Raw genomic sequence first — 6,666 nt, 5'->3', positions numbered from 1 at the left:
ACCCATAGCCACCGACTGTGGAGCGGTTTAGCTCAACGAATTGTTAGCGGAACGGGAACGGCTCGTCCGCCGTGCCTGCGACCAACTCATTGCGCCGTTCCCGTTCCGCTAACAATCCTCTGGGTTATCGTGTCGTGCAGCTCAGCGTAGGGGGCGGCCAAGACGGCGTTACGCGCGCCACACAGGCCAAGCGCGAGCAGCTGCGCGGAGTGATCGCGTCGAACGCTGGAGCCGGCATCATCTACACAGCGACGATACGCGACGCAGAGGAGATTTACGGCTGGCTCGCAGAAGCTGGCGACGCCGCGCAGGAGGCATTCATGTCGGGCACGACCCGGGTGATGGTCGCGACCAACGCGTTTGGCTTGGGTATCGACAAAGCCGACATCCGCTTTGTCATCCACTACCAGATGCCTGGCAGCGTCGACGCCTACTATCAGGAAACTGGCCGAGCGGGCCGCGACGGGCAACCCGCCGATTGCGTGCTGCTGTTCGGTCTGAACGACCGGCGTGTTCAGCAGTTCTTTCTCGCCGGCAGGTATCCGAGCGTCGAACTGGCGCAGCGTGTCTACGACATGCTCGCGGCACGCTGCAAAGATGCGCCGGAAGGTGTCACGGTCGCGGAGCTCAAGGACGCGTTGCCGGAGGTGGGCGGCGGCAAGCTGGAGGTGGCGATCGGCATGCTGCTCAATGGCCGTATCGCGGGCGGCGACCGGCAGCGACGCTATCGTCTGCGGGCACGCGATGGCGGGCAGGGTAGCACGCGTGATGCGATGGCGAAAGCCGCCGCACGATTCGAAGCGATGAGCGACCATGATAAGGAAACGCTGCAACACATGATCGATTACGCGCCGACTGGCCAGTGCCGTTGGCGCGCTATCCTCCCGTACTACGGCGATACACCGGCGATGCAGCACTGTGGCGTATGTGACAACTGCATGAGTCCTCCGCAGATTGCACCGGCGGAGCAGTCGATCGCCGTGGGCGACACAGCGTTCAACGCGAACGCATCGACCCGATCGCCGAAGTCACACTCGTGGTCGCCCGGCGACGTGGTCTGCGTGCCGAGGTTTGGGGCGGGAGAAGTCGCGTTGGCGAGCGGCGAGCAGGTAGCGATCGTATTTCCGGACGGCAGAACACGGACCTTTATGTCGAATTTTCTGAAGGCGGTCCGCCGTGCGATCTAGTTCGCGTGTGTGGCGATTGACGTACGGACAAAGACGAGCGTCAACGTCGTGCTCCTGTAATCGACTCGCTTTCCTGCACGCTCTCTCTTAACCCGGTGAGCATTGAATGAAAATTTACGTGGCTACGAACAACATCAAAGGGGCTAAACGGCACATCGGCATCGCGAAGACGATGAAAGCGATGAGACTTGCCGGGCAGCGGGAGCGTCCCGAACGACGAAGGCAGGAGCGTGCCCGATGCGCGGGGTGCATATGTTCGTCGGTATTTGCTGAACCACCGGGCAAACGATCCTCTGGGAGTCTTGCCCTCCAAGGGCAAGCCGGCGGGCATATTCGTTGCGCATAAAGGTTCTCACCTGATATTTTCAGAGTACATCATGATCATCTCCAGGGCACTTTACGGCGACCGGTTCGTAGTCTTCCGCGGAGGGCCGGCACGTCGTTCTGGCAGCCGCCGACGCGTAGCGGCGGCGGCCAGTTTCAAATGGCGCGAGCCCTGCACCTTAATGTACCGGCGATAAACAATTGCGTCCTGCCTCCGTAACCAAAACGCACGGCGATTTCAAAAGACATGCCGCAGCAGTCCCGGTCGTAACCCCCTGTCATGACCGCAAGAGAGCGCGTCCCAGGCGAATTTGCGGCGCGACGAGTTCTGCAACGGGCTAACGGCTAGCCGGGCCGCGGTTGAGTCGGGGTGGGGGAACGTTTGGCGAGTCTGAACTGACCTGACCGCGCCGTCCCAGGATGCAAGTCAGACAGATCTGAGAATCACTTTCCGGACAGTTCCGCCTAGAAACGCGGTGATCCCCGAACGGCTGGCAATTCCGATTGTGCGCCGAGGTCCGAGGACGATTGCGCCGACGCACAGTGCAACCAGCAGCGTGACGCGCGGTGCGTCCGCAAGCGAAGCGATCACGTCAACTGCGGGAGACCGCGTCCGCCCGTGCACGGCCGGGACTGATGGTGGCGTGCAATTTGCCGCAAGCAATGCTGCGCGTGATGCCGCCATGCGCAGCAGTATGGCAGTCTCGGCTTCCCGATCGGTAGATGCGCGGCTCATTTGAGCGCTTCCTTCAACGTGTCGAGGTCGCTCCGGATCTCCCTTTGCAGAACATGAAGCGAGCGGCCGGGTTTCTGAGCGAGAACGAGGAGCAGGGAGATAAATGACACGATCAGCCACATCGCGGCGACGCCCCATACCACGGGAAGAAAATAGGGCGTCCTCCAAGCCGTCGCGATGATCGCAATGCACACAAACGAAAGAGTGAAAATGCCAGCGACGGCCAGGGCAACGAGTGCGCTTAACTCGCGGACCAGACATTTCCTGGTCTCTTCAAGTTCGACACCGAGTAGCTCACCATAATCAGTGGCCCGTTCGACGCAGAATCTGCCGACGTTTCGCCACCTGGTGACTTTCGAACGGATGGACATTGCGGCACTCCTCGGGGCTGGCTGGTTGCGGAAACGCCGTGGCGGCGCGCCAGGGGCTTGTCGTCTGCACCTCTTCGGTCTCGTTGAGGGCAAGACGCGAATAGCCTTACTCCCGATCTCTCCAGTCGCTCCGAACGTTATCGGGCCTCGTGCGATTCGCTGCGTGTAGCGCTCCGAGGATAAAGCCCACGCCGGCGGCAATCGCCAGGGCTGCGAGCGGCCGCTCCACAGTAGACTCGCGTACGACATCCGCAAAATCGGCATAGAGTTGCTGCGCTTTGCCACCCAGTTCCTTCGCTGTTCCGCTAAACTGCGCACCGGCATTGTCCAGCAGGTTCCCGGCGGCTTGCTGTACGTCGCCAGCAACTTCCCGTAGCGTTCCTTCTCCTTTCGTCGTTTCCATTGTCTGCTCCTCGAGTGAGTGCGGCCGGGCCGCACGGGTAAATTACGCCAGTGTGTGAAAATCGCGAACCGCGCCTCTCTGCAAGGCAAAGAATAGGCATCGGGATAGCGTACCAACTGGTGCGCAAGAGTTGGGCCCAGCTCGACAATTCGTTGACACGCGAATACGAACGGCGGGCGCTCTCCGTATCCAGCTGCCGGTGTCATTTCGTTAGTCTGACGCAAGGTGCTGATCCAGTCGTCCAGCTGGACTAGCATGAAAGCAATGCCACGAAGCGCGCATGGCCGGTCCGGCGCGATAACGCGCGGTGGACCCGACAAGCCGAGCGGACGGAAGAAACCCGCTGACTCCTTGGTGTTTTTCAGGAACGCCTCGTCGCCTCTGCGACGTGGCTGTTGGAGTGCGCTTGGGCAGACGGGAAAGAACGCTTCAGTGGCGCCCGCACCGATCGTGCGTTCAGGGGCTGAGCATGAAGCACAACATGGCGAGCGCGGCTGCGCCCATCGCAATCGTTGCAGCCCATCCCGTGACGCGCAGGCGCGTAGGAATGGTGAAGCTACCCATGATTTTTGGATTCACTGCCATGAACATGATCAGTCCCATGATCGGGACGGAAACCACTCCGTTGATGACGGCGCTCCAGTAAAGCGCCTTGATGGGATCGATTTTTGTAAAGCCGATCCCGAGACCGATCAGAGTCGACAGGGCGATGATGCCGTAGAAACGTTTCGCCAGTTGCGGTTTCAGCGCGAGGCTGTTGCGCCAGTTGAACGCGCCCGCCATCGCGTAGGCTGCAGATCCTGCAAGCACTGGCAGCGCGAGCAGGCCTGTGCCGACGATTCCCAGACTGAACAGAGTGAAAGCGAACCGACCTGCAATGGGCTTCAGCGCGACAGCGGCCTGCGAAGACGTCTGTATGTCAGTCACGCCGTGCGCATTCAGGGTTGCCGCAGTCGTCAGGATAATGAAAAAAGCAACCACGTTTGAAAATCCCATCCCGATCCAGGTGTCGATCCGGATGCGACGCAGGTTGGCCCGACCCTGGCCAGGCGCATTCTTGAGTGCACGCTGGCCCGATTCGGCGCGCATCTCTTCTACCTCCTGCGAAGCCTGCCAGAAGAACAGGTACGGACTGATGGTTGTACCCAATACAGCAACGACCGTCGTGAGGTAATCGCTTTTCCAGGACAGGTGCGGAATAAAGGTACGAACCAGCACCGTTTGCCACGGGATCTGGACGACAAACACCGTGGCCACGTAAGCGAACAGCGCGAGTGTCAACCACTTCAGTACGCGAACATAACTGCGATAGGGAACGAAGAGCTGCAGCAGTACGGAAATGAATGCAAGCGCGACGGTGTAAATGCGCATTGGACCGCCGATTACCAGGTTGACCGCCGCGCCCATTGCCGTGAGGTCGGCCGCGATGTTGATTGTGTTGGAAACCAGGAGGAGGACTACGGAGCCGTAGAGCAGCCACGTGGGGTAGTGGCGCCTGATGTTTGTCGCCAGCCCGTGACCGCTCACGCGCCCCAATCGTGCACTGACTATCTGGATGGCGACCATCAGCGGATAGGTGATGATGATGGTCCACAACATGTTGAAGCCGAACTGCGCACCCGCCTGCGAATAGGTCGCGATACCGCTCGGATCGTCGTCCGCGGCGCCGGTAACCAGGCCCGGACCGAGCTTTTCCAGCCACGACTGAACCTCGGGATCCGGCTTGTCGGACGGGTCGATGTCGATGTCCATTTCGGCGCCTTTGGGAAAAGTGCGTGGCATGTACTACGAGCGGGGAAAGTCTGCCCCCTGAACCTTTCATGAAGCGACTCCATGTCACGCTGGGCGCGTCGAAGCCTCCCACGGGGTGTCCGGTCCCGCCGGTCAGCAACCGACGCCAGGCGTTGCCTCTGACGCTTCCGACTCGCTTTTTTTTCGCAGCACTTCGCCGGTCTCCCGCAACTCACTGCGTCCGACCACATCATCCGGGCCCGGACTCCGGTCGCACGCCGGGCACCCGGGTTTCATTTCCGCAAACAGTCGGTCTTCTCCGTCGTACGTCCCGGTATGGGTCAACCCGCGCAGCCACGCCTTATGCCAACCGTTTGAAAAAACGCCTGCGTCTATTGTTTCGATGAGGGCTCCGCGATGTCCGCATGGGCATTCGAGGTAAGTGAAGATCCGCGTTTTCATGAAGGCCTCCCGCCGGTTTCCATCAAGCGCAGCATGAATCGGGCCACCAAATAATTCACGAATCCGCGGTGCGCGAGCATCTTTGCGCTATCCAGCTCTGCGCTCCGCTTGATTTCCCGTAACCGGTACAAAGCGGCGGCCAGTACGGCGAAGGCGCGCTGCGCGTTGGCGGCCAAACAGTCGGCTATTACAGCACGGCTGGCGGTTCGTTCGGTCTGCAAATCGGCGCGCAGTCCAAAGCAATCATTTTCCTGTTCATGACACAGGATGCGCTCGACCGCTTCCGCAACAGCGATGGCTGGGCAGTCGGCGCCGACGCGACGGTCGCCGTGGTGAAAGTCGGGGCGAACGGCAATATCGATACGTCAACCGCGACCGCGCCGGTACAGGCCTTGGTGCTGACCAATGCCGGGCTGATGGCCGGCGTGTCGCCGGAAGGCACCAAGGTCACGCGGCTCAGGATCTGACACGCTGAGTCCTGATGGTCCAGGCGACGCGTATCTGAATTCGGGCAACGCTTTCCGTGAATCTCGGGCGGCGCCCGGCAAACGCATCTGTTTATCGACGACGTGCAGACTGTCAAATGGCACCGCGACCAGGTGGATACCGAGACCGAGGAAACCACCGACGGACAGAATGGCGTACATCCCACTATCTTTGGGATTCACAACCAGATCGTCGATCGTTCCGATCGTGTCCATGCTTTCGTTGTAGACGATTGAGCCGATGATTCTGGAGGCCCATTATCCGGACGCCAGGTGAACGACGTCGACGCGGGTCGTGGTGATCGACTGCACCGTCCCCTAGCCTGCAGGGTGTCGGTGGCAAACGCGGTGGCAAGCATAACCGAGCAGGTGACGATGGCGAACTTCATATCAAACTCGCTACGTGTCAGTCAGTCAACGAAGGAACGAATGGGGCCCGCAGGCGCGATCGTGCCGTTCGCGGTGAAAGCATCGTGCTCACCGCCCGCGCTCCCATCATTCTCATGTTAGCGCCTCGTTGCGGCGACGGGACGATCGTCATGTCTGGGGCGCGCCAATTGTGCCACGCAATGCAATTGCGCACTGCCGATGTACTCACTTCCCGATCCTCCCGGGATGGAGACGATGACGGGGCGCGGCGGCAACGGCGCAGCGAGGCACCGTCGCCAAGAACGAAGGGTAGACACTGTAGCGTGCCGGCATCAACGGATGTGCGAGAAAGAAAGCTCTGGAGCTTATGACGGTGGCGCGTGAGCGCAACTCACGCAAAATCGCGCCCCGTGGTCGACTCGACCGCGTCCGCACGACAGCGTATCGCGTTCACCGTGGGTTCCTTGTCCGACCTCCGGCATGGGAATTGCGGCGAATAGAACGCGGGTTCACACCTTCCGGTGCTAACGACCGCTTCGCATTTGGGGAGACTGTCATGCGAGTTGCGACGAGAGGAATGTTGATTTCAGCATTATTT

General features: G+C 60.5%; 5 protein-coding genes and 1 pseudogene. 2 read left to right on the top strand and 4 right to left on the bottom strand.

Translation table 11 applies throughout. From position 1 onward, the window contains the following. The first annotated feature begins 71 nt into the window (after positions 1-71). Positions 72-1,187, top strand: coding sequence for a helicase-related protein (locus tag FSO04_RS44630; RefSeq protein ID WP_168436034.1), 1,116 nt, complete (start codon positions 72-74; stop codon positions 1,185-1,187). Positions 1,188-2,243: 1,056 nt separating this feature from the next. Here the strand turns inward: FSO04_RS44630 and FSO04_RS44625 are convergent. From FSO04_RS44625 to FSO04_RS44615, 3 genes are all read right to left on the bottom strand, one after another. Beyond that, a complete protein-coding gene (locus FSO04_RS44625) occupies positions 2,244-2,618 on the bottom strand; it encodes a phage holin family protein (RefSeq protein WP_154567735.1) in 375 nt (124 codons plus the stop codon). Between the two features lie 106 nt (positions 2,619-2,724). Further along, a complete protein-coding gene (locus FSO04_RS44620; protein ID WP_154567733.1) occupies positions 2,725-3,021 on the bottom strand; it encodes a CsbD family protein in 297 nt (98 codons plus the stop codon). A 456-nt stretch (positions 3,022-3,477) separates the two neighbouring features. Further along, entirely contained in the window at positions 3,478-4,773 is a 1,296-nt protein-coding gene (locus FSO04_RS44615; RefSeq protein ID WP_154567731.1) for an NRAMP family divalent metal transporter, read from the bottom strand. A gap of 575 nt (positions 4,774-5,348) precedes the next feature. On the opposite strand from FSO04_RS44615, the pseudogene FSO04_RS44610 reads away from it, so the two are divergent. Beyond that, positions 5,349-5,681: pseudogene (locus FSO04_RS44610) on the top strand (BPSL1445 family SYLF domain-containing lipoprotein); the annotation flags it as partial. Here FSO04_RS44610 and FSO04_RS44605 read toward each other — a convergent pair. Next, positions 5,580-5,915, bottom strand: coding sequence for a PRC-barrel domain-containing protein (locus tag FSO04_RS44605; protein ID WP_233465448.1), 336 nt, complete (start codon positions 5,913-5,915; stop codon positions 5,580-5,582). The pseudogene FSO04_RS44610 and the gene FSO04_RS44605 sit on opposite strands and share 102 nt — an antisense overlap. Positions 5,916-6,666 lie beyond the last annotated feature (751 nt).

It is taken from the genome of Paraburkholderia madseniana, assembly GCF_009690905.1.
In the GTDB taxonomy this organism is placed as follows: domain Bacteria; phylum Pseudomonadota; class Gammaproteobacteria; order Burkholderiales; family Burkholderiaceae; genus Paraburkholderia; species Paraburkholderia madseniana.
Note: the sequence above shows the minus strand (reverse complement) of the source record. Positions and strands in the feature narration are given on the sequence as shown.

Bases quoted from the DNA above. Each gene is read 5' to 3' on its own strand.
- FSO04_RS44620 (WP_154567733.1), bottom strand. From the start codon at position 3,021: ATGGAAACGACGAAAGGAGAAGGAACGCTACGGGAAGTTGCTGGCGAC.
- FSO04_RS44605 (WP_233465448.1), bottom strand. From the start codon at position 5,915: ATGGACACGATCGGAACGATCGACGATCTGGTTGTGAATCCCAAAGAT.
- FSO04_RS44625 (WP_154567735.1), bottom strand. From the start codon at position 2,618: ATGTCCATCCGTTCGAAAGTCACCAGGTGGCGAAACGTCGGCAGATTC.
- FSO04_RS44615 (WP_154567731.1), bottom strand. From the start codon at position 4,773: ATGGACATCGACATCGACCCGTCCGACAAGCCGGATCCCGAGGTTCAG.